The 25,543-nt window shown below is 72.3% G+C and carries 23 protein-coding genes, 1 pseudogene and 1 riboswitch; of the genes and pseudogenes, 11 read left to right on the forward strand and 13 right to left on the reverse strand.

The window, feature by feature from the left end:
• Positions 1 to 31: 31 nt before the first annotated feature.
• The gene (locus ABZT14_RS09125) at positions 32 to 1,951 is read right to left on the reverse strand and encodes an anthranilate synthase family protein (RefSeq protein ID WP_356298887.1); all 1,920 of its coding nucleotides are present in this window, start codon (positions 1,949 to 1,951) and stop codon (positions 32 to 34) included.
• A 102-nt stretch (positions 1,952 to 2,053) separates the two neighbouring features.
• Entirely contained in the window at positions 2,054 to 2,113 is a 60-nt protein-coding gene (locus ABZT14_RS09130) for a trp operon leader peptide (RefSeq protein ID WP_356299325.1), read from the reverse strand.
• A 114-nt stretch (positions 2,114 to 2,227) separates the two neighbouring features.
• Between ABZT14_RS09130 and ABZT14_RS09135 the strand changes: the two genes are divergently transcribed.
• A complete protein-coding gene (locus ABZT14_RS09135) occupies positions 2,228 to 3,571 on the forward strand; it encodes a class II 3-deoxy-7-phosphoheptulonate synthase (RefSeq protein WP_356299327.1) in 1,344 nt (447 codons plus the stop codon).
• 199 nt (positions 3,572 to 3,770) lie between these two features.
• Positions 3,771 to 4,034 carry a (2Fe-2S)-binding protein gene (locus ABZT14_RS09140; protein WP_356298889.1) on the forward strand — a complete coding sequence of 88 codons (264 nt, stop codon included), beginning with the start codon at positions 3,771 to 3,773 and terminating at the stop codon, positions 4,032 to 4,034.
• 10 nt (positions 4,035 to 4,044) lie between these two features.
• On the opposite strand, the gene bfr is transcribed toward ABZT14_RS09140, so the two are convergent.
• On the reverse strand, positions 4,045 to 4,524 hold the full coding sequence (gene bfr, locus ABZT14_RS09145) for a bacterioferritin (protein ID WP_356298891.1): 480 nt from the start codon (positions 4,522 to 4,524) through the stop codon (positions 4,045 to 4,047).
• Between the two features lie 190 nt (positions 4,525 to 4,714).
• On the opposite strand from bfr, the gene ABZT14_RS09150 reads away from it, so the two are divergent.
• On the forward strand, positions 4,715 to 5,344 hold the full coding sequence (locus ABZT14_RS09150) for a sulfite oxidase-like oxidoreductase (RefSeq protein ID WP_356298892.1): 630 nt from the start codon (positions 4,715 to 4,717) through the stop codon (positions 5,342 to 5,344).
• A 32-nt stretch (positions 5,345 to 5,376) separates the two neighbouring features.
• On the opposite strand, the gene ABZT14_RS09155 is transcribed toward ABZT14_RS09150, so the two are convergent.
• From ABZT14_RS09155 to thiO, 6 genes are all read right to left on the reverse strand, one after another.
• Entirely contained in the window at positions 5,377 to 6,276 is a 900-nt protein-coding gene (locus ABZT14_RS09155) for a deoxyribonuclease IV (protein WP_356299329.1), read from the reverse strand.
• A gap of 22 nt (positions 6,277 to 6,298) precedes the next feature.
• Positions 6,299 to 7,147, reverse strand: a complete 849-nt coding sequence (locus tag ABZT14_RS09160) for a transglycosylase SLT domain-containing protein (protein ID WP_356298894.1) — start codon at positions 7,145 to 7,147, stop codon at positions 6,299 to 6,301.
• A 570-nt stretch (positions 7,148 to 7,717) separates the two neighbouring features.
• Entirely contained in the window at positions 7,718 to 9,610 is a 1,893-nt protein-coding gene (gene pknB / locus ABZT14_RS09165; RefSeq protein WP_356298896.1) for a Stk1 family PASTA domain-containing Ser/Thr kinase, read from the reverse strand.
• A gap of 92 nt (positions 9,611 to 9,702) precedes the next feature.
• Positions 9,703 to 10,560, reverse strand: coding sequence for a thiazole synthase (locus tag ABZT14_RS09170; RefSeq protein WP_356298898.1), 858 nt, complete (start codon positions 10,558 to 10,560; stop codon positions 9,703 to 9,705).
• A gap of 3 nt (positions 10,561 to 10,563) precedes the next feature.
• A complete protein-coding gene (gene thiS / locus ABZT14_RS09175) occupies positions 10,564 to 10,764 on the reverse strand; it encodes a sulfur carrier protein ThiS (protein WP_356299331.1) in 201 nt (66 codons plus the stop codon).
• A 26-nt stretch (positions 10,765 to 10,790) separates the two neighbouring features.
• Positions 10,791 to 11,993, reverse strand: a complete 1,203-nt coding sequence (gene thiO, locus ABZT14_RS09180; protein ID WP_356298900.1) for a glycine oxidase ThiO — start codon at positions 11,991 to 11,993, stop codon at positions 10,791 to 10,793.
• Positions 11,990 to 12,102, reverse strand: a riboswitch (TPP riboswitch). It overlaps the preceding gene by 4 nt.
• Before the next feature lie 117 nt (positions 12,103 to 12,219).
• On the opposite strand from thiO, the gene ABZT14_RS09185 reads away from it, so the two are divergent.
• From ABZT14_RS09185 to ABZT14_RS09205, 5 genes are all read left to right on the forward strand, one after another.
• Positions 12,220 to 13,488: an FAD-dependent oxidoreductase gene (locus ABZT14_RS09185; RefSeq protein WP_356298901.1), complete on the forward strand. Its 1,269-nt coding sequence runs from the start codon at positions 12,220 to 12,222 to the stop codon at positions 13,486 to 13,488.
• Between the two features lie 70 nt (positions 13,489 to 13,558).
• Complete coding sequence (locus ABZT14_RS09190) at positions 13,559 to 13,933, forward strand: Rv2175c family DNA-binding protein (RefSeq protein WP_356298903.1); 375 nt, start codon at positions 13,559 to 13,561, stop codon at positions 13,931 to 13,933.
• Positions 13,934 to 14,003: 70 nt separating this feature from the next.
• Positions 14,004 to 14,651, forward strand: coding sequence for a thiamine phosphate synthase (gene thiE / locus ABZT14_RS09195; RefSeq protein WP_356298904.1), 648 nt, complete (start codon positions 14,004 to 14,006; stop codon positions 14,649 to 14,651).
• 158 nt (positions 14,652 to 14,809) lie between these two features.
• Positions 14,810 to 15,727, forward strand: a complete 918-nt coding sequence (gene metF / locus ABZT14_RS09200) for a methylenetetrahydrofolate reductase [NAD(P)H] (protein ID WP_356298906.1) — start codon at positions 14,810 to 14,812, stop codon at positions 15,725 to 15,727.
• Between the two features lie 42 nt (positions 15,728 to 15,769).
• On the forward strand, positions 15,770 to 17,077 hold the full coding sequence (locus ABZT14_RS09205) for a hypothetical protein (RefSeq protein ID WP_356298907.1): 1,308 nt from the start codon (positions 15,770 to 15,772) through the stop codon (positions 17,075 to 17,077).
• Between the two features lie 151 nt (positions 17,078 to 17,228).
• On the opposite strand, the gene ABZT14_RS09210 is transcribed toward ABZT14_RS09205, so the two are convergent.
• The 4 genes from ABZT14_RS09210 to ABZT14_RS09225 all read right to left on the reverse strand — a co-directional run bounded on the left by ABZT14_RS09210 (position 17,229) and on the right by ABZT14_RS09225 (position 22,801).
• Positions 17,229 to 18,650 carry an NAD(P)/FAD-dependent oxidoreductase gene (locus ABZT14_RS09210; RefSeq protein WP_356298909.1) on the reverse strand — a complete coding sequence of 474 codons (1,422 nt, stop codon included), beginning with the start codon at positions 18,648 to 18,650 and terminating at the stop codon, positions 17,229 to 17,231.
• 329 nt (positions 18,651 to 18,979) lie between these two features.
• On the reverse strand, positions 18,980 to 19,558 hold the full coding sequence (locus ABZT14_RS09215) for a TetR/AcrR family transcriptional regulator (RefSeq protein WP_356299333.1): 579 nt from the start codon (positions 19,556 to 19,558) through the stop codon (positions 18,980 to 18,982).
• Positions 19,559 to 19,878: 320 nt separating this feature from the next.
• Positions 19,879 to 22,044, reverse strand: a complete 2,166-nt coding sequence (locus tag ABZT14_RS09220; protein ID WP_356298910.1) for a YhgE/Pip domain-containing protein — start codon at positions 22,042 to 22,044, stop codon at positions 19,879 to 19,881.
• Positions 22,016 to 22,801: an ATP-binding cassette domain-containing protein gene (locus ABZT14_RS09225; protein ID WP_356298912.1), complete on the reverse strand. Its 786-nt coding sequence runs from the start codon at positions 22,799 to 22,801 to the stop codon at positions 22,016 to 22,018. The genes ABZT14_RS09220 and ABZT14_RS09225 overlap by 29 nt, the downstream gene beginning before the upstream one ends.
• 187 nt (positions 22,802 to 22,988) lie before the next feature.
• Between ABZT14_RS09225 and ABZT14_RS09230 the strand changes: the two genes are divergently transcribed.
• The 3 genes and pseudogenes from ABZT14_RS09230 to ABZT14_RS09240 all read left to right on the forward strand — a co-directional run bounded on the left by ABZT14_RS09230 (position 22,989) and on the right by ABZT14_RS09240 (position 25,248).
• The gene (locus ABZT14_RS09230) at positions 22,989 to 23,522 is read left to right on the forward strand and encodes a GNAT family N-acetyltransferase (protein ID WP_356298914.1); all 534 of its coding nucleotides are present in this window, start codon (positions 22,989 to 22,991) and stop codon (positions 23,520 to 23,522) included.
• A 166-nt stretch (positions 23,523 to 23,688) separates the two neighbouring features.
• Positions 23,689 to 24,132: pseudogene (locus ABZT14_RS09235) on the forward strand (SAV_6107 family HEPN domain-containing protein); the annotation flags it as partial.
• Positions 24,133 to 24,501: 369 nt separating this feature from the next.
• The gene (locus ABZT14_RS09240) at positions 24,502 to 25,248 is read left to right on the forward strand and encodes a methyltransferase (RefSeq protein WP_356298917.1); all 747 of its coding nucleotides are present in this window, start codon (positions 24,502 to 24,504) and stop codon (positions 25,246 to 25,248) included.
• Positions 25,249 to 25,543 lie beyond the last annotated feature (295 nt).

Genomic DNA, 25,543 nt, shown 5'->3' on the forward strand with positions numbered 1-25,543 from the left:
GTGGTCCCGGAACGGGACCACCAGGCAGGGTTCACACCCGTACGCCCTCCAGCAACTCCCGTACCACCTCCGCCCCTTCGAGGGTGAGCACCGACTCGGGGTGGAACTGGGTACCGGCCAGTCCGGGGCCGCGCAGCGCGTGCACCTCGCCGGTGTCCGGGTCCCGGGCCAGCTCCACCCCCCGTCGGCGCAGCGCCCGCTCCTCCTCGTCCGAGCAGCGGGCGGTGAACGAGTTGTAGAACCCCACCGTCCGCTCCCGCCCGAACAGCCGGACCCGCTCCTGGGCCCCCTGGTACGGCCGCTCCCGCCGCACCAGGGGCAGGCCCAGCTCCACGGCGAGCAGTTCGTGCCCCAGGCACACCCCCAGCACCGGCGGGCCCCCGGTCGTCCGGGCCGCCAGCAGTCCGGCGGCCACCGCCCGCAGCCGCGCCATCCTCGGGTCCTCCAGCTCCAGCGGGTCCCCGGGGCCGGGGCCCAGCACCACCGGGCCGGGGTGCTCCAGGGCCAGTCGTTCCAGGTCGGGGGTGTCGTCCCGTACCACCCGCACCCGCCGTCCGCTCACCCGCAGCAGGTGGGCGAGCATCGCGGTGAACCCGTCCTCGGCGTCCACCAGCAGCGCCGGCTCCGCCTCGGTGACCGGCGGCTCCTCGGTCCGCATCCGCAGCCAGAACGGCGCCAGCCGGGAACGCCGACCGGCCAGCCGGGCCCGCACCCGGGCGTCGTTCGCCAGCCGGGGCGCCCCGCCCCCGACCGGGGTACGCCGGGGCACCACCCCCAGGGCGGCCAGCAGCCCGGCCGCCTTGGCCCGGGTCTCCGCCGCCTCCGCCAGTGGAGCGGAGTCCCGCACCAGGGTCGCCCCCACCGGCAGCCGCAGCCGCCCGGTCGCGGTGTCGACGTCGACGGTACGGATGAGGATGGGGGAGTCCAGGCGCTGCGCCCCACCACGGTCCAGGCCCAGCAGGGCGAGGGCGCCGGCGTAGTAGCCCCGGCCGCCGGACTCGTGCCGGGCGATCACCCGGCAGGCGTTCTCCAGGGGAGAGCCGGTCACCGTGGCGGCGAACAGGGTCCGGCGCAGCACCTCACGGACGTCCAGACTGCTGCGGCCCCGCAACTCGTACTCGGTGTGCGCCAGTTGGGACATCTCCCGCAGTCGGGGGCCGACCACCACCCCGCCCCGGTCGCCCACGTCGCACATCATCTTCAGCTCCTCGTCGACCACCATGGACAGCTCCTCGCTCTCCTTGCGGTCGTCCAGGAAGTCCAGCAGCCCGTCGACGGTCGGGCCCGTGGGCGGGTAGCGGTAGGTGCCGCTGATGGGGTTCATCACCACCGTGCCCCCGCTCATCCGCACGTGGGCCTCCGGGCTGGCGCCCACCAGGATCCGGGACCCGGTGTGCACCACGAAGGTCCAGTACGCGCCCCGCTCCTGGGACAGCAGCCGGCCGAACAGGGTCAGCGCCCGTTCCCGGTCGGGGTTCCGCAGGGTGCCGTGGAAGGTGCGGCGCAGTACGAAGTTGGCGCCCTGACCGGTGCCGATCTCCTCGTCCACCACCCGGCGCACCCGACGGGCGTACTCCTGGTCGTCCAGGTCGAAGGCCCCGTCGGTCACCGTCACCGGACCGCGGGGCAGCGCCCCGAGCAGGGCGTCCACCGGCAGCCGTCGGACCCGTGAGGGCCGCAGTACCAGCAGCGGGGTGCCGTCGTCGGTCGCGGTGAACCCCCGTTCCCGGATCTGCCGGTACGGCACCAGGGCCAGGGCCCCCGGCCCGGTCAGCGGCAGCTGGTCCAGGCGCTCCACCCGTTGCACCGGCCCGGTCAGCACCTCCACCTCGTCCACCCCCTCGGGGCGGCCGGGCAGCCGTCTGCGCAGCAGGGCGAAGGGTGGGCCGTCCTCGTCCAGCAGTTCGCTGACGACACGGGTGACGACTCGGGTGGGGAGTGGGCTGTCCATCGGGGTTTCCTCGCTCTCGGTCCTGAAGGCGGGAGAGCGGACCCCTGGACACCAGGAAGGCCGCCCTCGGGCGGCCTTCGCGTGCTGGGTGGGTACGCGTCGTCAGTGGGCCGCCGGAGGAGCGGTCCACCACCAGTTCAGCTGGGTCGACGGTGCGTACACGGGGCGCAGCCTAGCGCAGGACCGTGGTGGGCGGCGGTCCTGGCGAGATGTGTCTCATCCGCTGAGCGGACCCCTGGAGGGTGGCCGGACAGCCCGTACTCTGTATCCGTGACCGTGAACGCCAAACCCGACGCCAGAGCACACACCTGGCAAGAACTGTCCGCGGCGCAGCAGCCCGACTGGCCGGACCACGAGGCCCTGCGCGATGTGATCGCCGAGCTGGAGTCCTATCCGCCGCTCGTCTTCGCCGGTGAGTGCGACCAGCTCAAGGACCGGCTGGCAGCCGTCGCCCGAGGTGAGGCGTTCCTGCTTCAGGGCGGTGACTGCGCCGAGGCCTTCGACCAGGTCAGTGCCGAGGACATCCGTAACAAGCTCAAGACCCTGCTCCAGATGGGCGCCGTCCTCACCTACGCCGGCTCGGTGCCGGTGGTGAAGGTCGGCCGGATCGCGGGCCAGTACAGCAAGCCGCGTTCCAAGCCGACCGAGACCCGGGACGGGGTGACCCTGCCGAGCTACCGGGGCGACTCGGTGAACGGCTTCGAGTTCACCCCCGAGGCCCGTACTCCCGACCCCCAGCGGTTGAAGCGGATGTACCAGGCCTCGGCCTCCACCCTGAACCTGGTGCGCGCCTTCACCACGGGCGGGTACGCCGACCTGCGGCAGGTGCACGCCTGGAACCAGGACTTCGTCAAGTCCAGCCCCTCCGGCCAGCGTTACGAGGCGCTGGCCCGGGAGATCGACCAGGCGATGAAGTTCATGCACGCCTGCGGCACGGACCCCGAAGAGCTGAAGACGGTGGAGTTCTACAGCTCCCACGAGGCGCTGCTGTTGGACTACGAGGGCGCCCTGACCCGCACCGACTCCCGCAGTGGCGAGCTGTACGACACCTCCGGCCACCTGGTGTGGATCGGTGAGCGCACCCGCCAACTCGACGGCGCGCACATCGAGTTCGCCGCCCAGATCAGCAACCCGATCGGGGTGAAGCTGGGGCCGTCCACCACCGAGGAGGACGCCCTGGCGCTGATCGAGCGGCTGGACCCGGAGCGCGAGCCGGGCCGGCTGACGTTCATCACCAGGATGGGCGCGGACAAGATCCGTGACCGGCTGCCCTCGCTGGTGGAGAAGGTGCACGCCTCCGGCGCCCAGGTGGTCTGGGTGTGCGACCCCATGCACGGCAACACCTTCGAGGCGGCCAGCGGGCACAAGACCCGTCGTTTCGACGACGTGCTGGACGAGGTGAAGGGCTTCTTCGAGGTCCACAAGTCGCTGGGTACCCATCCCGGTGGCATCCACATGGAGTTGACCGGTGACGACGTCACCGAGTGCGTGGGCGGCGGGGACGAGATCTTCGTGGACGACCTGCACCAGCGGTACGAGACCGCCTGTGACCCCCGGCTGAACCGCAGCCAGTCACTCGATCTCGCGTTCCTGGTGGCGGAGATGTACCGCGACCAGTAGGTGTCGACGGGTCCCCCCGAGGCCCGGTGGGGCGGGGGAGTACGCCCGAGCATGACGAGGCCCGTGGGGCACGGATCACAGTGGTCCGTGCCCCACGGGCACTTTCGTCGCCTGGAGCCGGCGCGTAAGGTTAGGTTAACCTCACTGCCGAGGGCGGCCTCCGCTGGCCGCCGACCGCCGAACCGCGCCCCTGACGGAGGTGAACCGGGTGTACGTCTGCTCCTGCTTCGGGATCACCGAGGCGCAGGTGCGCGCACACGCCGACGCCGGTGCCTGTACGCCCCGACAGATCGCCTCCGAGAGCAAGGCCGGCACGGACTGCGGGTCCTGTGTCCGCCGTATCCAGGGAATCCTCGGCCGGGGCGGATGCCCCCGGCGTGAGGTGGTGGACCAGGCGCTGCCGGCGATGACCGAGGCCGTGGCGGAAGGCGCCCGCCGCGAGGCGGTCGCCGAGGCGGCCTGACGGAGCCGGTTCAGCTGTCGGGCTGTTCCACCAGCTGCGAGATGTACAGCGCCTCGCCCAGCTTCTCGATCAGGTCCAACTGCGTGTCCAGGTAGTCGATGTGGTGTTCCTCGTCCTCCAGGATGCGCTCGAAGATGTTCGCCGAGGTGATGTCGCTCTTGGCCCGCATCACCTCGATCCCCCGGCGGAGGCGGTCGATCGCCTCGACCTCGACCTGCCGGTCGGCCTGGAACATCTCGGTCAACGTCTGCCCCACCCGGACGTGGAACAGCCGCTGGTAGTTGGGGAGTCCGTCAAGAAGCAGGATCCGGTCGGTGAGGATCTCGGCGTGCTTCATCTCGTCGAACGACTCGGACCGGGTGTAGCGGGCGAGTTTCGGCCAACCGAAGTTCTCCTGCATCTTGGCGTGCAGGAAGTACTGGTTGATCGCGGTCAGCTCAGCCGTGAGCTGCTCGTTGAGGAACTCGATGACCTCGGGGTCGCCCTGCATGCCGGGCTCCTTCCAGGAACAATGTGCCAAGAACGGGTTGCGCGCGCATCCTCGCACCGCACGGCGTCCTGGTCCAGTAAGAGAAGGCTTACCGACTTTGCCCCGTTTCTCGGTGAGTTCCCTGGTCAGCTGCCCTCCGAAGCGCCCCAGGGGAGTTTCCGAACAGGCGGCCGGGGCGAGTTCTGCGACCATGGGGGACATGGTCCGGCGACAGCATCAGGAGGACCCGGAACGCCTCCCACCAGGGCAGAGGCTCCAGCGAGGGTGGCCGGTGACGCACTACGGCCCGGTGCCGCGCTTCCGCCCGGAACGCTGGGAGTTCCAGGTGTTCGGCGCGACCGCCGACGGCGCCCAACACCGCTGGAGGCACGAGGAGTTCACCTCTCTGCCGTACACCACGGTGGTGGCCGACCTGCACTGTGTCACCCGTTTCAGCATGGTGGGCGCCGAGTGGGGCGGGGTGCCCGCCCGGGTCCTGGTCGAACGGGTACCGCCGGCCCCCGAGGTCACCCACGTCATGGTCTGGGCCGAGTACGGGTTCAGCTCCAACCTGCGGGTAGCTGACTTCCTCGCCGACGGCGTCCTCTTCGCCACCCACCACGAGGGGGAGTCGCTGACCGCCGAACACGGTTTTCCGGTACGGCTCGTCGTGCCGCACCTGTACGCCTGGAAGGGCCCCAAGTGGGTGCGGGCGGTGGAGTACATGACGGCGGACCGTCGGGGGTTCTGGGAGGAGCGGGGCTACCACAACATCGGCGACCCCTGGAGCGAACAGCGCTACTCGTACCAGGAGCGGCCCGGCGACGGCCCCGAGCTGTGAGCCGGGCGCCGGGCCCGTCCCCAACCGCCCGTTCAGCGCGCGGAGTCGGGGCCGCGCAGTTCCTTGAGGCGGGCTATGTCCCGCGAGTGCCCCTCCACCCCGCCCGGCGTCTCGATCACCAACGGCACCTCGCGTGCCGCCGGGTGGGCCATCAGCCGCCCGAAGGGTTCGGCCCCGATGTGTCCGGCGCCGATGTTGGCGTGGCGGTCCTTCCGCGCGCCGGCCACGTCCCGGGAGTCGTTGGCGTGCAGCAGTCTCAGTCGCCCCCGCCCGACGATCCGTTCCAGTTCCTCCAGGGTGTCCTCGGCCCCCCGGGGAGCGGCCAGGTCGTGGCCGGCGGCGAACACGTGGCAGGTGTCCAGGCAGACCCCCAGCCGTGGATGGTGCTCCAGGGCCGCGAAGTACGGTTCCAGATCGGCGACTTGGGAGCAGAGGGAGAAACCCTGTCCGGCGGTGGGTTCCAGGAGCAGCCAGGGGTCCTCGGGGTGGGTGAGTTCCTCCAGCAACGGCAGGGTCTTTTCCCGTACTTGGGCCAGTGCGGTTTCCCTGGAACGGCCGCCGGTCGCCGATCCGGTGTGCACCACCACTCCCCGGGCGCCGATTTCCCGGCCGCGTCGCAGTGAATGCCGCAGGGAACACACCGACTTGTCGACGGTATCCGTGGAGTGGGAACCGAGGTTGATGAGGTACGGCGCGTGCACGAAAGTGGGAATTTCCTCGGCGGCGCAGACGGAGCGAAATTCCTCGTCCTGCCGGGGATTTCCCGGGCCGGTGGTCCAGGCGCGCGGGTTGGCGACGAATACCTGTACGACTTCCGCACGGATTCGCCGGGCATAGGAAATCCCATCGGCGGCCAGTCCCCGACTTACCGGGACGTGGCCGCCAATGGGATTGCGTACGGGCGGAGTTGGAGGCGTGTTCACGCACCCCAGGGTGCCATCACCCGCTTCCGGCTCAGTAGGCGGAGTTGACGTTGTCCATCGAGCCGTACCGGGCGGCGGCGTAGTTGCAGGCGGCGACGATGTTGGCCACCGGGTCGTACAGGTCGTACTTGGTGCCCTGGACGTGGTAGCGGTCGAAGGTCGGCTTGATCACCTGCAGCAGGCCCTTGGACGGCACGCCGTTGCGGGCGTTGATGTCCCAGTTGTTGATGGCCCGGGGGTCGCCGCCGGACTCGCGGATGATGTTGCGGTGGATGCCGTTGTAGGAGCCGGGGATGCCGTGCTTCTTCATGATGTCCCGCGCCTCGCGGATCCATCCGTCCAGGTTGTTGGGGTAGCTGGGCTTGGCCGCCGGCTTGCGCTGGGCGGAACGGCTGGCCGCCTTCTTGGCCTCGCGCTCCTTGGCCGCCTTGCGCTCGGCCTCTATCTTCTTGGCCGCCTCGACCTTGCGCTTGAGGCCCTCGGCCTTCTTGGCGGCGGTGACGGACTGCTCGCTGACGCTGGCCTTCTGGCCCTCGACGTTCGCCGCCTTGACGCTGAAGGAGACGGCCGAGCCCGCCGACTGCGGGGTCTTGACGTCGTCGCCGTTGCTGGCGGGGGCCAGCGCGAGCACTATCGCGGTGGCCCCGGCGGCGGCCACGCCGGCCGAGTACTTCTGCCCCTTGCTGAGGCGGGCGAACTGGCCCTTGGCGAGTCGGGTCTGGCCGAGGGACTTGAACTGGTCGTATCCGAGGGACTTGAAGCGGTCGTAGTCGAGGTTCCTCAACTTCTCGTCCCGGAGGTTCCTCAGCTTCTCCTGTCCGTTCTTGAGCTTGTCGTGTCCACGGTTCTTGAGGGCAGTGAAGTTCTTCAGAGCGGGCATTCGTGGGGACCTCTTCCAAAAAGCGGTTGTGTCGCAGTGGCCGCTACGGCGGGGGATGCCGAGTTCCGTTTCACGGCGCCGTGCGACGAAGCAATTTGTAGAGGGCTGGAAAACCCAGATCAAGAATGTGACGTACTATCCCGACTCGTGGCGCAGTGCGTGGTGAAGTACCCTTCGGGCCGGCAATGCGCCCGCGCGGAGGGGGTCGAATTCCAACTAGCCGCGTTCGTAAGTGATCTGGGTCCTATGCGCGGCGTCACAGTGGGCCGGGGGTTTGAAATCCGGTGGGTGGATCGCCGGGCGCGGAGGGTGACCGAAAATCGTGGTCTACGGGATGCGCTCGGGCCCATGTTCGGACAAGGGTTAAATGTCCGTTCTGTTATGAATTACCCCAGGTCGTGCGGTGGGTCCGTCCCGGGCCGTCTCCGCGTCACGGTGGGGCGGCCCCGCCCCTGGTTCACCCTGGGCGACCAAAGGGGTACCCCAGGTGGCGGCAATCCCCGTTCCAGGTCGGTTAGTAGAACCGGACGAGTCGAAGAGGAGCCCGAACAGGGGTGAATGGCGCGCGGCTCACCGCAGCCAGACGGTGACCTCCGAACCCCGGGGAGCCGTTCCGCCGCCGTCGGGGGACTGGTTGAACACCTTGTTGCCGAAGAAGATCCGGTTGACGTTCACCGTGAACCCGGCCGCCTGGAGCTCGGCCACCGCGTCGTCCCGCTGGCGGCCCTCCACGTCGGGGACCGTCACCATGTCCGGGCCCTTGGAGAGGGTCAGGGTCACCGTCTGCCCCCGGGCGGCGTCACTGCCGGCGCCCGGGGACTGCCTGGCCACCGCGCCCTTCTCCCGCTCGGAGAAGACCCGCTCCTCGGCGATCCGTACCCGCAGGCCCTGGTCCTCCAGCGCCTCGCGGGCCTCCTGCTCCTCCTGCCCCAGCACCGAGGGCACGGGCACCGGCCGTCCCTGGGAGACGGTGAGCGCCACCGCCGTACCGGGACGGCGTTCGGCGCCCGGCTTGGGATCGGTGCGGACCACGGCGCCGAGGGGGACCTCCTCGTTGAAGGCCTTGCGGACCACCCCGGGCACCAGCCCGGCCTTGCGCAGCTGCCTCTTGGCGCTGGCCAGCTTCGCCCCCCGGATGTCCGGGACCTCGGCGATACGCGGGCCCCGGGAGACGGACAGGGTGACGGTGTCCCCCTCGGTGACCCTGGCCCCGGGCCTGGGGTCGGAGGAGATGACCTTGCCGCGCTCCACGGACTCGCTGTACTCCCGCTTCACCCGGGGCTTCAGCCCGGCGTCCTCCACGGCGCGGGTGGCGGCCTTCTCCGACTTGGCCAGTACGGCCGGGGTGTCGGTGTAGCGGCCGGCGGTGAGGTACCAGACGCTCCCGGCCACCAGCAGCAGCGCCAGCACTCCGGCCGTCACCAGGGCCCAGGGGCGGCGGTACCAGTCGCCGTCACCGGAGAGGAAGCCCGGCAGGGTGAGCCGGGAGCCGGTGCCGGACGGGGGAGGGGTCCCGTGGGCCGCCCCCGTGGGCCGGGGGATCACCGAGGTGGCCTCCGGGCCGGCCGGCGCGGTGGCGCCCAGCCAGGCGCTGACCCGGCGCAGCTCGGCCAGGAAGGCCCCGGCGTCCTGGGGGCGGCGTTCCGGGTCGCGGTCGGTGGCCGCCCGTACCAGGGCGTCCACCTCCTCCGGGATGCCCGGCACCAGGGTCGAGGGAGGGCGTACGTCCTCCTGGAGGTGCTGGTACAGCACCTGGGCGGGGGTCTCCCCGTTGTGCGGCTTGGTGCCGGTGAGCATCTCGAAGAGCATCACCCCGCACGCGTAGACGTCGGCGCTGGGGGCGGCGGTGCCGTCCTGGATCTGCTCGGGCGCCAGGTAGGAGACGGTGCCCATGATGGTGTCCGAGGACGCCGAGGAGGTGTGGGTGTCGACCGCGCGGACCAGGCCGAAGTCGGCGACCTTGATCACGTCGGTCGAGCCCGTCCGGGCGGGCAGGGGCGTCTCGTCGCCGTGCCCGATCAGCACGTTCTCCGGCTTCATGTCCCGGTGGACCAGCCCGGCCTGGTGGGCGGCGGAGAGGGCGGCCAGTATCGGGTCGAGGACGCGCAGGGCCGCCTGTGGGGTCAGCCGGGTGTGCTGGTGCAGGGTGTCCCGGAGGGTGCCGCCGGGGACGTACTCCATCGCCAGGTAGACCAGGTCCTCGTCCTGGCCCTGGTCGAAGACGCCCACCACGTGGGGGTGGGAGAGTCGGGCGACGGACTTGGCCTCGCGGATGAACCGCCGTACGAAGGCGCGGTCCTGGACCAGGGACCGGTGCATCACCTTCAGGGCGACCACGCGGTCGAGCCGGGTGTCCATCGCGCGGTACACGGTGGCCATCCCGCCCACCGCGACGCGCGACTCCACGCGGTAACGATCGTCGACCAGTCGCCCCACAAGGGGGTCCTCCAGGGTCCTATCCACGGCCGGCAGTCTACGAGCAGCCTTTACCCGCTGGTCAGTTCGGTCCGTTCTGCGAAGTGACTGCAGCCGAACGGTGACAGGCCCCGGGGGGGTCAGTCGAAGGCCGGCCGTTCGGGGTCGAGCACGGCCCGCCCCTCCTCGGGGGAGGAGGCCTGGGCGAAGTGGCGGCGGGGGATGCGTCCCGCCCGGTGGGCCAGCCGTCCGGCGGTGACCGCCTCCCGCATCGCCCGCGCCATCAGGGCGGGCCGCTGGGCGCGGGTGACGGCGGAGGCCAACATCACGGCCGCGCAGCCCAGTTCCATCGCCAGGGCCACGTCGGAGGCCGTACCGGCGCCGGCGTCCAGGATCACCGGCACGCTGACCCGCTCGGTGATCAGGGCGAAGTTGTGTGGGTTGCGGATGCCCAGCCCGGAGCCGATGGGGGAGCCCAGCGGCATCACGGCGGCGCAGCCGACGTCCTCCAGCCTGCGCGCCAGCACCGGGTCGTCGTTGGTGTACGGCAGCACCGTGAAGCCCTCGTCCACCAGCTGTTCGGCCGCGTCCAGGGTCTCCACCGGGTCCGGCAGCAGGGTGCGCTCGTCGGCGATCACCTCCAGCTTGACCCAGTCGGTGCCCAGCGCCTCCCGGGCCAGCCGGGCGGTGAGCACCGCCTCTCCCGAGGTGTAGCAGCCGGCGGTGTTGGGGAGCACGTCGATCCCGTTGCGGCGCAGCACCGACAGCACCGACCCCCGCACTCCGGGGTCCAGCCGCCGCATGGCGACCGTGGTGAGTTCGGTGCCCGAGGCCAGCAGGGCGTCCTGGAGGACCTCCAGGCTGGGCGCCCCTCCGGTGCCCATGATCAGCCGGGAGCCGAAGACGCGGCCCCCCAGGTGGAAGGGGTCGTCGGCCGCCTCGGGTGTCCGGGGCCGCCCGGTGTCGTACGGCGGGGCGGCGGGTGTCGTGGGGCGCATCGGTCAACCTCCCTGTACGGCGGTCAGCACCTCGATCCGGTCCCCCTCGACGAGGGTGACCGCGCGCCACCGTCGGCGGGGCACCACGGTCTCGTTGACCGCGGCGGCGACCCCCGAGGGGGCGGAGGTGAGGTGGGTGACCAGGTCTTCGAGGCTGAGGCCCGGGGTGACGTCCCGGGGCTGGCCGTTGAGGGTGACCGTCATCCCCGGGGCGGGGTGGTCGGGGGTGGTCATGGTGTGGCCTCCGAGGGGGTCGTGGGCCGGTGTGCGGAGAAGCGGCGGGCGTCGAAGGGGCGGGCCACCTCGGGGAGTTCGCCCCCGGTGAGGACCTCGGTCATCACCTCGCCGGTGAGCGGGGTCAGCAGGACCCCGTTGCGGTGGTGGCCGGTGGCCAGGAGCAGGCCGGGCAGTGTGGTGCGGCCCAGCAGGGGGCCGTTGTCCGGGGTGCCGGGGCGCAGCCCGGCGTTGGTCTCCCGCAGGGGCAGTTCGGTGACGCCCGGTACCAGTTCCCGGGCGTCCCGCAGCAGTTCGTAGACCGCACCGGCGGTGACCGTGGTGTCGAAGCCCTGTTCCTCGCTGGTGGCTCCGACGACCAGTTCCCCGTCGGCGCGGGGGACCAGGTAGACGCTGCCACCCCGGACCACAGCCCGGACGGTACGGGACAGGAAGGGGCGGGCCTCGGGCGGTACCCACAGCCGCAGTACCTGGCCCTTGACCGGGCGTACCGGGGGCAGGACCTCGGGCGGTACCCCCTCCAGCCGGCCGCTGAACGCCCCGGCGGCCAGCACCAGTTGCTCCGCCGCGAGGACGGTGCCGTCCTCGGCGGTCACCTCCCGGGCGCGGCTGTCCTCCACCCGTACCCGTCGGGCGGCGGACGGATGGAAGGTGACCCCGGCGGTCACGGCGACGTCCAGCAGGGCCCGGCACAGTCGGCGGGGGTCCAGCTGGAGGTCGCCGGCCGCCCGAAGGCCGCCCCGTACCGAGGGGGCCAGCATCGGTTCCAGCCGACGGCACTCCCGGCCGGTCAGCCACTCCGCCTCCAGGCCCAACCTCCGCTGGAAGGCGTGCAGTTCACCGAGTTGGGCGCGGTCGTCGGCGTCCAGGGCCACGGCCAGGGTGCCGGTGTCGCGGTAGCCCACGTCCCGGCCGGTCAGCTCGGCCAGTTCCCGTACGAAGTCCGGGTACCGCTCCACGGCGGCCAGGTTGAGGGCCAGCAGGGGTTCCTCGCCGTAGGTCACCTCGGTCACCGGGGCCAGCATCCCGGCCGCCACCCGGGCCGCGCCCCGGCCGGGTTCGGGGTCCAGCACCACCGCGCGCAGCCCGCGCTGTGCCGCCCTCCAGGCGGTCACCAGTCCGATGACCCCGCCGCCGACCACCGCCACGTCGGCGGTGCGGGTGGGGGGCTCGGGGAGTGGGGGTGTCTCGCCGGGCATGGAAAACCGCTCCTCCCTTCGCCGGAATGACCCGGATCAGGTTCGTACGGTCGGAGGCCGTCCAGCCTCCCTCTCAGCCCGGTGCGCCCGGGCTCCCGCGTGGTGTGCCTCGGCCAGCCTACTGCGGTCGAACCGGCGCTGTCAGGCGCGGGCCGACCCGAAGGCGACGGTCAGGGCGCCTTCGGGTCGGGCGGGCGAGGTGGCCGCCGGTGCGTAGGGTTGCAGTGTGAGCGAGAGTCAACGTGGACGTGTCGTGATCGTGGGCGCCGGGATGGCCGGGGTGCAGACCGCCGTCCACCTCCGCCAGCTGGGGTTCGACGGGCCGGTCCGCCTGCTGGGCGCCGAGCCCCATCCCCCCTACGACCGGCCGCCGCTGTCCAAGGCGGTGTTGCTGGGGCAGGCCGAGGAGTCGGCGTTCGAGGTGGACTTCGCCGCCCTGGACGTCGAGCTGGAGTTGGGGCGCGAGGTCACCGGGCTGCGGGCGGACCAGCGGCTGCTGGTCACCGACGCCGGCCCGGTGGCGTACGACTGGCTGGTGCTGGCCACCGGGGCCGTTCCGCGCGCCCTCCCCGGGGCGGAGGACACACCGGGGGCGTACCCGCTGCACACCCTGGACGACGTGGTCCGGCTGCGGCCCCTGCTGGCCGAGCGGCGCCCGACGCTGGTGGTGGGCGCCGGCTGGATCGGCGCGGAGTTCACCACCGCCGCCCGCACCGCCGGTTGCCCGGTCACCGTGGTGGAGGCGGGCCCCCACCCGCTGCCCGGGGTGCTGCCGGCCGAGGTGGCCGAGCCGATGCGCCGCTGGTACGAGGAGGTCGGGGCGACCCTGCTGACCGGGCGCCCGGTGCGTGCCGTACACCGGCACGGGGTCACCCTGGAGCCCGAACCCGGCGCCGAACCGGGGGAGTTGAGCGCGGACGCGGTGGTGGTGGGCGTCGGCTCCCGGCCGGCCACCGACTGGCTGGCCGGCTCCGGTGTGGAGCGGGACGGGGCGGGCGCGGTGACCGCCGACGCCTGGCTGCGGACCTCGGTGCCCGGGGTGTACGCGGTGGGGGACTGCGCCTCCTTCCCCTCGGCCCGGTACGGGCGCCGGCTGCTGGTCCACCACTGGGACAACGCCCTGCGCGGCTCCCAGGTGGTGGCGGCCAACCTGCTGGCCGAGTCGCGGGGGGACACCGCCCTCGCCGAGGGCGTCCGCTACGACCCGGTGCCGTACTTCTGGTCCGAACAGTTCGGCCGCTTCGTGCAGTACGCCGGGCACCACGCCGACGGCGACCTGCTGCTGTGGCGCGGCGACCCCGGCGAGCCGGCCTGGTCGGTGTGCTGGCTGCGCCGCGAGCCGGAGGGCGACCGGTTGGTGGCGCTGCTGGCCGTGGGGCGTCCACGGGACCTCACCCAGGGGCGCAAGCTGATCGAGGGCGGCGCCCGGCTGGATCCGACGGTGGCCGCAGACGCTTCGGTACCGCTGAAGAAGGCCGTCACGAAGGGCGCGTGACACGGTCGTCGGTACGGCTGGGGTACGGACGGGCTCGTGACTGTCGTCGGCAGATGGCAGTCTTGGAGGCGTGACCGAGATTGACGCGAAGATCGATGCTCTCGTCCCCGAGTGGCTGACCCTGCCCGATGTCGCCGAACACCTCGACGTGGAGGTGACCCGGGTGCGGCAGCTGGTCAAGGAGGGCCAGCTGCTGGCCGTACGCCGGGTCGCGGAGTCGGGGAACCGGGTGCTGATGGTGCCGGCCGACTTCGTCGGCGAAGGCCGGATCATCAAGGGCCTGACCGGGACCCTCACCCTGCTCAGGGACGACGGCTTCACCGACGAGGAGATGTTGGAGTGGCTGTTCACCCCTGACGACAGCCTTCCCGGAACCCCCACCCAGGCGTTGCGGGAGAATCGCGGCACGGAGGTGAAGCGCCGCGCCCAGGCGCTCGCCGTCTGACCGTTGCGGACACCTGCCACCGGCGTACGGGCCGGCCCGGCCCGTACGCCCCCGTCCGGGGGGACCCGAGATGACCCGTGAGCCCACCGCCCTGGACGGGGCGCGGCTGTACCTGTGCACCGACTCCCGCGCCGAGCGCGGCGACCTGCCCGAGTTCCTCGACGAGGTGCTGGCCGGCGGGGTCGACATCGTCCAGCTGCGCGACAAGCGGGTGGAGGCGGCCCGCGAGCTGGAGCTGCTGGAGGTGTTCGCCCAGGCCTGTGAACGCCACGGGAAGCTGCTGGCCGTCAACGACCGGGCCGACGTGGCCCACGCCAGCGGCGCCCCGGTGCTGCACCTGGGGCAGGGGGACCTGCCGGTGCCCCGGGCCCGGGCCATCCTGGGCGAGCGGGTGCTGATCGGCCGCTCCACCCACGCCGAGGCCGAGGTGGACGCCGCCGCGACCCAGCCGGGCGTGGACTACTTCTGTGTCGGACCGGTGTGGCCCACCCCCACCAAGCCCGGCCGGCACGCCCCGGGGCTGGACCTGGTGCGGTACGCCGCCGCGCGCCGTCCGGCCCGCCCCTGGTTCGCCATCGGCGGTATCGACGCGGACAACCTGGACCAGGTGCTGGACGCCGGGGCCCGCCGGGTCGTGGTGGTGCGGGCGCTGACCGAGTCCGACGACCCCGGGGGTGCCGCGCGGGAGTGGGCGGCACGGCTGCGGGAGCGGGACTGATCTCCCCGATGCTCCTCCGGTGTGGGGCGGGGAACGCGGCCGAATCCCCGAAGAACCCCCGGGGAACGTCTCGTTCCGTGAAACGGGAGGTGGACAGGGGGTGATATGTTCGACCAGCAACGCGAGGCGGTCTTGCCGGTGCGGCTAGCCTTTCTGACATGGCCACTGGTACCGCGTCCACCAGGACAGACCGCGCGAAGACCGTTCGCGAACTGCTCGCCGCCGGCAAGCGCTCGTACTCCTTCGAGTTCTTCGCGCCCAAGACCGAGAAGGGCGAGCGCACCCTGTGGAACGCGCTGCGCCGCCTGGAAGCGGTGGGCCCGACCTTCGTTTCGGTGACCTACGGCGCCGGCGGCTCCTCCCGCGAGGGCACGGTGCGCAACACCGAGCGGATCGCCGCCGAGACCACCCTCACCCCGGTCGCCCACCTCACCGCCGTCAACCACTCCCGGGCCGAGCTGCGCCACGTCATCGGACAGTACGCCGACGCCGGCATCCGCAACGTGCTCGCCCTGCGCGGTGACCCCCCGGGCGACCCGATGGCGGAGTGGGTGCCCCACCCCGACGGGGTGAACTACGCCTCGGAACTGGTCGAACTCATCAAGGAGTCCGGTGACTTCTGCGTGGGGGTGGCCGCCTTCCCGGAGATGCACCCACGCTCGACCGACTGGGACACCGACGTACGCCACTTCGTCGACAAGTGCCGCTCCGGCGCCGACTACGCGATCACGCAGATGTTCTTCTACGCCGAGGACTACCTCCGCCTCCGGGACAGCGTCCATGCCGCCGGCTGCGACATCCCGATCATCCCGGAGATCATGCCGGTCACCAACGTCCGGCAGATCGAACGCTTCGCCCGGCTCAGCAACGCCGCCTTCCCCCCGGAGTTGGCCGATCGCATCCTGGCGGTCAAAGACGACCCGGCGGCTGTACGCTCGGTGGGGATCGAGTACGCCACGGAACTGGGTGGGCGGCTGATGGCTGAGGACGTTCCCGGACTTCACTTCATCACGCTCAACCACTCCACAGCGACGCTGGAGATCTACCAGAATCTGGGGCTGCACACCCGGTCGTAGGGTCGGGGGTGACGACGGCACCCGGCGGGAAGGGGGGCGGACATGGGCTGGACGGTCCTCTATATCGCCTTTGGCATCGTGGCGCTCTGGCTGATGGGCGAGGTTCTGCTCCAGTTCAAGGCCCGGCTGCGCTGGCGGGTGCTGGCCCTGGGCGGGTTCCTGGGGGTGGTCGCCGGGGTGGCGCTGCACTCGGTGGTGGTCATCGCCCTCGGGGCGATCGCCTTCGCGATCGGCCAGACCTTCGTCACCCTCTCCTTCCGCAGGGGCTTCTCCACCGGCTGGGCCCTCGGGGGGATGCCGGGGGTGAGTCGTCGCCGGCGGCAGTACGAGGAGCGCCAACGCCAGGACGAGGAGGGCGACTTCGGCGACCAGCCCGACTACGGTGACCACGAGCGTCACGACGGCCGGCGGGGCGCCCCCGCCGGCCGGTTCGCCGAGCCGCCGGAGGGGCCGCCCACCACGTACCAGCTCCAGCCCCTGCCCGACGACACCGAGCAGTACGGGGTCTACGGCCGGGACGAGGAACCCGAGCCGGAACCCGACTTCGGCTACCAGGAGCCCTCCCGGCCCTACGCCCAGCCCGGCGCGTACCCGGGCGCGGGCGCACCGTCCGACCCCTACTCCAGCCCGTACCAGGAGACCCACCCGGACCCCGCGGTCGCCTACTCCAGCGGCCCCTCGTACCCCGGAACCGACTGGAACCAGTCGCCCTTCGAGGACGACCCGCTCTACGGGCCGATGGCCACCCCGGCCGGCGCCCCCGGCCAGCAGCCGCCCGGTTACGGCACCAGCTACGGCACCCCCGGCCTGTCCGGGGACACCTCCGGCTCCGGCTACGACACCTCCGGTTACGGCCCCTACGACACCTCGGGCTCCGGCTTCTCCACCTCCGGCTTCGCCACGTCCGGGTACGACACCTCGGGGTACGACACGTCCGGCTCGGGCTATGACACCTCGGGATACCGGTCCGGCTACGACACCTCCGGCTCGGGGTACGACACCTCGGGGTACGACACCTCCGGGTCCGGCTACGACACCTCGGGATACCAGTCCGGGTACGACGCCTACGGCAACGGAGGATGGGTGCCCCAGCAGCGTGACGGGGAGTACCCGCTGCCCCCCGAGGCGCCCCCGGCCCCGCCCGCGCCGGACTACCCGTACCCGCCCAGTTACCAGGACGGTGGATACTCCGCCTACGACGGCACCCCCGGCCACGGCTACCCGACGGCCGAGGGCTACCCCCACCAGGGGCTGCCGCACCAGGCCCCCTCGTCACCCGAGTGGAACGGCTACCCGCCCGGAGAGCAGGACCCCTTCGGCAACCCCTACGACGCCCAGCGGCCCTACTGAGCGCGGCACCCGGCCCCACCGGTACCTCCCGGTGACCGTCCATCGGTGACCCACCCGCCGGGGCAACCGGCGAGGGCCGCCACCCCTGCGGGGCGGCGGCCCGTCCCGGGACCGGGTGACCGGTCGGGACCAGTTCGCGCGACTGGCGCGGCTACTGCGAGCCGCGCCAGTCGTCCCCCTCCACGATCAGCCCGGCGGCCATCGCCCCGGACATCCCCGCGTGCGCCAGCCCACCGCCGGGGTGCGCCCAACCGCCCACCCGGTACAGGCCGTCCAGGGGGCTGCGGTTCGAGGCCCGCAGGAAGGCGCCGTCCGCCCCGGCCAAGGAGGGTCCCGGCACCGCGCCCAACGGCGCGCCGGTCTGCTCCTCTATGTCCCGGGGGGTGCGTACCTCCCGCCACAGCATCCGCTCGCCCAGTCCCAGCCCCGCCGCGTCCACGGTGGCCACCAGGGTGTCGGCCAGCCGCTCGTCGTCCGGCTCGAACTCCTCGCTGGGCAGGGTCGTGGTGATCACCACCGACTCGTGGTCCTCGTCGGGGCGCAGCGCCGGGTCGTCCGGGCGCAGGACCAGCAGGGGCCGCTCGGGGCCGTGCACCACGGTCCGGTGCACCGCGTCCTCGGGGCGGGCTCCGCGCAGCGCCAACAGCACGGTGTAGCGGGGGGAGGAGGCGATGTTGCGGCTCTTGCGGCAGTAGTCACCGCCACCGCCACCGAGCCGCTCCGGGGGCCGGCCGGAGACCACCACGTCGGAGGTGATCTCCTCCCCGCCCTCCAGCACCAGTCCGTGGGCCCGGCCGTCCTCCTCGTGCACCCGCAGCACCTCGGAGCCGAACCGGAACTCCACCCCGCACTCCAGGCAGCGTTCGTACAGCGCCGTGGCCAGGGCCCGGATGCCGCCCCGTACGTACCAGGTGCCGAAGGTCTGTTCCAGGTACGGCAGGATCGCCGCGCTCCCCGGGGTGCGGGCCGGGTCGAAGCCGTTCAGCCAGGCGTAGCTCTCCAGCAGCGCCACCAACCGGGGCTCGCCCAGCTCGTGTTGGGCCACCTCGGACAGGGTGGTGCTGCGCCGGCGCAGCAGCCCGCGCCGGCGTGCCGGATAGGGGTCCTGGCCGAGGGCGCCGAGGTCCTCGTCCAGCGGCTCCTCCAGCAGCGGGCGTCGGGTGTCCTCCCAGGTCTCGCGGCCTCGCTGGACCAGTGCGCTCCAGCGTTCCCCGGCGCCGTGGCCGACGGCCTTGTCCAGGGCGTCGACCACTCCCGCGCGGGAGGCGTTGGGGAGCGTCAACTCCGTACCGTCGGCGAACAGGTGGCGGGCCGAGGGGTCCACCTGCACCAGTTCCACGCACTCCTCCAGGGAGCGCCGACCGGTCTTCACGAACAGGTCGCGGTACACCGCCGGGAGGTGGAGCAGTCCCGGTCCGGTGTCGAAGCCGAAGCCGTCCCGCTCGTGGCGGCGAACCCCGCCGCCGTAGGTGTCGGTCCGTTCGAAGACGGTTACCTGGTGCCCGGCGTAGGCCAGACGCGCGGAGGCCGCCATCGCGCCCATTCCCGCGCCGATTACCGCGATGTATCCCATGTGCAGGGGACTCTAACTCCTCCGTCAACACCGGCAAGACTCGCCCGTGTCCTGAGACCCCCTCGCACGGAATCCGTGTCGCCCACGTGACCTCACGCGGCCCGGGGGGCCGGTGAGTAGGGCTACTCAGAGGCCGTTCTGAGTAGCCGTACGGATATCCCGAAGCGGGCTACGGGCGGCACAGTGGTGTCCGCGTGGCCGGGACCGACGGGGGACCCGGCGACGTGGAACGGGGGCCGACCCGGCCCGCCGGCCACCGGGGACACGGGGGTGCCTCGGTGACCGGCGGGCCGGTGCGCGCAGGTCTCGCCGTCCTCGGCGGTGGTCGCTCAGGTGGGGCTGAGGTAGCCGCCCGCGCTTCCCCGTACCAGCAGGGAGAGTGCCGCGTGCACCTCGTCCAGGGACCGTTCCGGCTGGTACGCCTTCCAGTCCAGCGCGGCCACCAGCACCATGCCCACCAGGGCGGCGGCGGTGAGGGAGACGTCGATCTCCGCGCTGATCTCGCCCTCCTCGATCCCGTCCCGCAGCACCCCCTCCACCACCGAGATGGTGTCCCGCCGGCCCATGGACAGGGTCGACCTCCAGGCCCGGTTGGTGCGCCACAGCTCGGAGACGTACAGCTGCGTGAAGGCCGGGTAGCGGTCCATGAACTCCAGGCCGGCCCGGAGCATGGCGTCCAGCGCCTCCACCCGTCCGCCGTCCCGGCGCAGTGCCTCCTCGGCGCTGGCCCGGAGGGAGCCGGTGAGCAACTCCAGGCCGTGCTGGAGCAGTTCCTCGAACAGCACGGCCTTGCTGGCGAAGTTGTAGTAGACGGTGCCCTTGGCGACGCCGGCCCGCTCGGCGATCTCCTCCACCGTGGTGGAGGAGAAGCCCTGTTCGGCGATGAGGGTCACCGCCGCGTCGAACAGCTTCTGCCGGGTCGCCCCGCGAGCGCGCCGGGTGCGGGCGCCGGTGCCCGTCCCGTTCGCCGGGTCGGTCGTGTTCGCGGCGTTCACCGTGCTCCTAGGGTGTGTCGTTTGGATCTTGGGAGATCAGGGAGCGCGTTCTGGTGTCGTGGGCCGTGGACACGGCAAGGCGGAGGAGGAGTCGATGCAGCGCATCGGCGACCCCGACCGCCTCGGCGACAACGCGGCGAGGCGCGGCACGCCCGGTGACACCGCACGCGAGCCTCGCAGTGATCCAAACGACGCACCCTAACCATGGGGTGATTCTCCCCCGTACGGCGCCCTCACAGCGTCAGCTCGGGGTGCAGGCGGTCCACGGTCCACACCTGCCGTCGCCGCGCGGTCACCGCCGTGAGGGCCAGCGCCCCCAGGGTGTACGCCGCCAGTACGGCACAGGCCCGCCAGAGCGCGCCCGGGTCGCCCCCGGTGATCAACAGCCGTAGCCCCTCCACGACATGGGTCATCGGCAGCCAGGGGTGCAGCAGGTTGAAGAACTCGGGGCTGGTCTGCACCGGGTAGGTGCCGCCGGCCGAGGTGAGCTGGAGCATCAGCAGCGCCAGCACCAGGATGCGGCCGGCCGGCCCGAACCGGGCGATGAGGAACTGCACCAGCGCGGTGAAGCAGCAGGTGACCAGCGCCAGGAAGCCGACGGTCCCCACCGGGTCGTACGCCCGCAGCCCCAGCCCCCAGTGGAGTACGGCCAGCAGGGCGCCGCCCTGGGCCAGGCCCAGCCCGAGCATCGGCAGCCAGCCGGCGAGGGTGACCCGCCAGGACGGTGCCCCCACGGCCAGGGCGCGGCGGTTGAGGGGCTGGAGCACCATGTACCCGACCATGGCGCCCACCCACAGGGACAGCGGGATGAAGTACGGGGCGAACCCGGTGCCGTAGTTGGGTGCCGCGTGGCTGTTGTGCGAGGCCAGCCGTACCGGGTCGGCCATCACCCCGGTGCGCTGGTCGCGGGTGTCGGCGTCGTAGTCGGGGATTCTGGACGCCCCGTCGCGCAGTCCGTCGGTGAGCTGCCGGGAGCCGTCGGAGAGCCGGTACATCCCCTGGTGGAGGGTGTCCGCCCCGGCGCTCAGTCGGCCCACTCCCTTGTCCAGGGTGGTGGCCCCGCTCCTGGCGGTGCCCAGTCCGGTGTGGAGCTTGCGGGCCCCCTGGTGCACCTGCTTGGCCCCGCTGTCCAGCCGGTTGATCCGGGTGACGGCGCGGTCCAGGTCCTGGTGCAGGGTGGGGGCGCGCTTGGCCAGGGCGGTGGCCCACTTGTCGACGCTGTCCAGCTGGCGGCCGAGTCGGTCGAGGTTGCGCTGTTCGCTGACGTAGTCGTCCACGCGTTCCGCCACCCGGGCCGCGGACTTGGCGGCGTCCACCGCCTTCTTCAACTGGGCGCAGTCCCCGGGGGCCGGCAGCCGGTCGTCCGGCTTCTCGCTGGCGGAGGGGGAGGGGGAGGGGGAGGTCGGGGGTGAGGGACGGGTCGTCTCGGGTGGGGGCTGGTCCTTGCCGCACCGGGCCTGGTAGAGGGTGTCCAGGGTGGTGGCGGCCCGCCGTGCGTCCTTGGCCGCCTTGTGCGCGGCCCGGGGCAGGTCGTCCAGGTGCTTCTTCAGCTCGCGGCTGGTCTTCGCGACGGCACGGGAGGCCTTGGCGATGTCCTGGCCGTGGTTCTTCAGGAAGGGGCGTACCTCCTTGGCGGCCTTGTTGACCTTGGTGGACAACTGGCCGGTGCCGTTGGCGAGTTGACGGGACCCCTTCTCCAACTGTCCGGCGCCGTCGTCCAGCCGGACGGTGCCGTCCTTGAGCTTCTTGCTGCCCTTCCTGGCGGTGCTCAGTCCGTCGCCGAGCTGGTCCGCCCCCTTCTCGGCCCTGCCGATGCCCTTGCCCAGCTTGGCGGAGCCGTCGGCGGCCTCGCTGGTCTTGTCGTGCAGGTCGGAGAAGGAGACGAAGATCTGGTCCAGGAACCCCCGGGATGCCTTGGCGGAGGCGGCGGCCCGTACCTCGGAGAAGACGGTCCGGGATATCTGGCCCACCACGTAGTTGTTGGCGTCGTTGGTGCGCACCTTCAGCGCGCTGGTGCGCGGGTGGTCGCCGGAGCTGGAGGCGATACCGGGGCTGAAGTCCTCGGGGATGGTCAGCGACAGGTAGTAGCGCCCGCTCTCCACGCCCTTCCGGGCGTCCCGGGCGTCGGTCTCCCGCCAGTCGAAGGTGTCGCTCTCGTGCAGTCTCTCGACCAGGGAGTCGCCCGCGTGGAGCCGGTCGCCGTCGACCTTGGCGCCCCGGTCCTCGTTGACCAGCGCCACCGGGATACGGTCCAGGCGCCCGTACGGGTCCCAGAACGACCACAGGTACAGCGCCCCGTACAGCAGGGGCAGCAACAGCACCGCGACCATGGCCGCCCGGGGCAGCCGCCCCCGGGCGAAGCGCCGCAGCTCAAGCCCGGCCAGCCGTGGTGAACGCATCGTCGGCCGCCTCCTTCCGGTCCGAGCCGGGGCCGGTACGGACCACCAGGGCGCCCTCGGGTGCCTCGCTACAGGTGGCCACCACGGTGGCGCCCCGCTCGCTGATCGACCTCAACAGGGCCCAGGCGTCCGCCCGTTCGGCATCCGACAGCTTCAGGTCCAGGTCGTCCACGGCCAGCAGCCGTGGCCCGGACAGCAGGGCCAGCGCCACGCCCAGGCGCAGGGCCTCCAGCCGGTCCAGGTCGCGCACCCGGGTACGTGAGCCCTTGGGCAACGTGGACAGGTCCAGCCCGGCCGCCTCCAGGGCGGCCACCGCCCGGTCCCGGCGGCGTTGCCGACGGGCGCGCGCACGGCTGCCGGGGAGCGGGGGCGCGAACGAGGCCAGCCCCAACCTCCGCTCCAGCAGGGCGAGTTCGTGGAACTGCTCGGCCACGGTCAGCGCCGGCTCCAGTTCGTTGACCCCGTCCACCGGGCCCAGTGCGGCCAGTCCACGGACGGCGGCCATCCGCCGGGGCAACGGCAGCCCGTGCACGCTGGCCCGCCCGCCACTGGGGCGCATCCGCCCGGTGAGGGTGAGCAGCAGGCAGGTGCGCCCGGAGCCGGAGGGGCCGGTGAGGGCGATCAGCGAGCCGGGGGGAGCGTCCAGGTCGATGTCCCGGTACACGGTGCCGCGCGCCCCGTCGAGGGTGAGTCCGCTGGCCCACACCGAGGCGCCGGGGTGGCGCTGAGGCGGTGGTTCGGGGTGGTCACCCGTCATGTCCGCTCCCTTTTTTAGACTGACTGGTCAGTTCAAAAAGCTACGCCGCCCCGTCCCCCCTTGTCCAACTCGCCGCCTTGGTCCGGCCGTAGGGGCCCGACCCCGGGCACCTGTCAGTGGGCGGCGGCACAGTGGAACCCCGGGGCGGGCCCGTCAGGAGGTCGCCCCAGAGGAGAGGGAGAGAGTCATGGCCGGACGACGGCGACCCGACGAAGGGGCGTCCCCCATCGCCCTGGTGCCCTGGACGGACGGGCACCTGCCGTTGCTCCGGGGGCTCAACGCCCCCGCGATGACGCGGTACCTGGGCGGGCCCGAGTCCGAGGAGGTGCTCCTCGCCCGACACCACCGCTATGTGCGCGCCAGCCGCGAGGGCGGTGGCCCCGGCGTGATGTACGCGGTCGAGCTGCCGACCGGGGAGGTGGTCGGCAGCGTCGGGTACTGGGAGAGGGACTGGCACGGCCCGGTCTACGAGACCGGCTGGGGCGTCCTCGCCGAGTACCAGGGGCGGGGGCTCGCCCGGTCCGCCATGGCCCTGCTGCTGGACCGGGCGCGCGAGGAGGGCGACCGGCGCTGGATGCACGCCTATCCCAAGGTGGAGAACCTCGCCTCCCAGGCCCTGTGCCGCTCCCTGGGGTTCACCGAGCGGGGCGTGTGCGACTTCGAGTACCCACCCGGCAACCCCGTGCGCTGCGTGGACTGGCGGCTCGACCTGGAGGGGTGAGCCCGTTCGTGTCGCCGGGCGGTCGACTGCCGCCCGGATCGCGGCACTTGGGCTGACTGGGGAGCGAATCCGCAGGTCGGGGCGGATTGTCAGTGGCGCCGGGCAGTATGGGAACACATGGTCGAAGAACGCGTTCGGCACCCGCTCAGACGACAGGAGGTTCGCCATGTACGGGCCCCCAAGCGAGGTCCACCCCGTGGTGCGTCGCGCTTCTGCGCCGCCAGCCGCCCTGGACCTGCTCGCCGTGGCACAGGCCGGACTGGACGAGGCCGCGGCGAAGCAGGAGCCCCACGAGTGCTACGCCGAAGCCCATCTGGCCGCTCTGCGCTCGGCCGCCGCCGTACTGGCCGCCCGTGGCCGGCCGGAGACCAGCGAGCGGCGGCGCCGCCGTATCCGCAGCGTCTGGGAGGTGCTGCCCGAGGTCGAGCCCGAACTGACCGAGTGGAGTGCGCTGTTCGCCTCCGGGGCCGAGCGCAGGGCCCGCGCCGAGGCGGGTATCCGCACCGCCGCGACCTGGAGTGAGGCCCGCGCCCTGCTGGCGGACGCGGAGATGTTCCACCGGCTGGTCGAACGGATGCTGGTGCCCCAACTCGCCCTGCCCCTGCCCAAGTCGACCTCGGCGGAGCCGGAGCCGGCGGGGGCGGGTGAACGGCCACGGGAGTCGGAGCGTCCCCCAGCCGCCGTGCCCCCGCCGGCCCGGGAGGGCGGTCCCTCCCAGCCGCAGGGCGCCCGCGTGTCGGCCGCGCTCACCACCCTGCCCGCCCAGCCCGCCCGCTCCCGGCCACCCCGCGTCCCCGGGCAGGGCGCCCTCCCGTTCCCCACCGGGGCACCCCAGCCCCGGCCGACCGGCCGGTGGGAGCCGCCCGAGGGGGTGCGGGCCGTGGGATGACCAGCAGATGGGCAGGGCGAGCGGCCACCGGGGCCGAGGCAATAGGGTGGACGTCCACCCCACGTCGCTGTGATCCCGAGGAGCCTCGCCATGTCCCGCCCTCGCGCCTCCCTTCGTACCGCCGTGGTCTGGGAGGTGCTGCGGCAGGCACTGGAGCGACGTGCCGCCACCTGTGGGCGGCCGGAGTTGGAGGTGCTGGACACCGGCGGGGGCAGTGGCAACCTCGCGGTTCCCGTGGCCCGACTGGGGCACCGGGTCACCGTGGTGGACCCCAGCCCCAACGCGCTGTTCGCCCTGGAGCGCCGGGCCGCCGAGGCGGATGTCGCCGAGCGGGTGCGGGGCATCCAGGGGGATGTGGCCGGACTGTTCGAGGTGGCCGAGCGGGGCGGGTACGACGTGGTGCTCTGCCACGGCGTGCTGGAGTACGTCGACGACCCCGCCGAGGGGCTCCGCAACGCGGTCGGTGCTCTGCGCCCCCAGGGTGTCCTGAGCCTGCTGGCCGCCGGCCTCGGGGGCGCGGTGCTCGCCCGGGCGCTGGCCGGCCACTTCACCGAGGCCCGCCAGGTGCTGGTGTCCTCCGACGGGAGGTGGGGGGCCGGTGACCCGCTGCCCCGCCGCTTCACCCCCGAGGGGCTGCGCACCCTGGCGCGGGACAGCGGGCTGACGGTGGAGTCGTTCCGGGGAGTGCGGGTCTTCGCCGACCTGGTGCCCGGCTCGATGGTGGACACCGAGTCCGACGCCCTGGAGGCCCTGTTGCAGTTGGAGGAGGCGGCTGCCGAGGACCCCTCCCTGCACGGTCTGGCGAGCCATCTGCACCTGTTGGCCTCGGTGGACTGAACCGACCACGAGCCAGGCTCCGGGAACCCGACCGGGCGAAGCGGTGAGGGTGGCCGGGAACCGCCCTGCGCCATGCTGTCGTCACAGCCCGTGCCAGCCGTCGGGGAACCCGCGCGGGTGGGGTGACGTTCCTTGTTCGTGGAGGTCGAGACAGCCGTATGATCGAGGTGCACGCCGGCATGAGCGGTTGACGGCGAGGGAATGCAATGGTCACCACCAAGAGGGCTTCGGTGGCAGGAATTGGCGCTGAGGGGCGGGTTTCACGGGGGCGATTCCCTGCCTATTCTTGAAGGGT

The sequence above is a fragment of the Streptomyces sp. NPDC005438 genome (genome assembly GCF_040606315.1).
Taxonomy (GTDB): Bacteria; Actinomycetota; Actinomycetes; order Streptomycetales; family Streptomycetaceae; genus Streptomyces.